Genomic DNA, 282 nt, shown 5'->3' on the forward strand with positions numbered 1-282 from the left:
ATTGTCCTCGATGATGGTGGGACCGGCCTGCATCGGCTCCAGCACGCCGCCGATGCCGACGCCGCCCGAAAGGTGGCCGCATCTCCTCGCGCATGTTGGCGTCCAGCGCCGACAGCGGCTCGTCCAGCAGCAAGACCTGCGGCTCGAAGACGATGGCGCGGGCAAGCGCGATGCGCTGCTGCTGCCCGCCCGACATGGCTCCTCATCTTCGAGATGCCGGATGGCGACCAGCGAATGGCCGTTCACCACAAAACTCGATGTGTCCGTATCGGTGTTCCGCTC

General features: G+C 66.0%; 1 pseudogene. It reads right to left on the reverse strand.

Features of this window, described 5'->3' with window-relative positions:
* Nucleotides 1–76 precede the first annotated feature (76 nt).
* Nucleotides 77–196: pseudogene (locus EN804_RS36725) on the reverse strand (ATP-binding cassette domain-containing protein); the annotation flags it as partial.
* Nucleotides 197–282 lie beyond the last annotated feature (86 nt).

Source organism: Mesorhizobium sp. M8A.F.Ca.ET.161.01.1.1 (assembly GCF_004792105.1).
Lineage (GTDB): Bacteria > Pseudomonadota > Alphaproteobacteria > Rhizobiales > Rhizobiaceae > Mesorhizobium.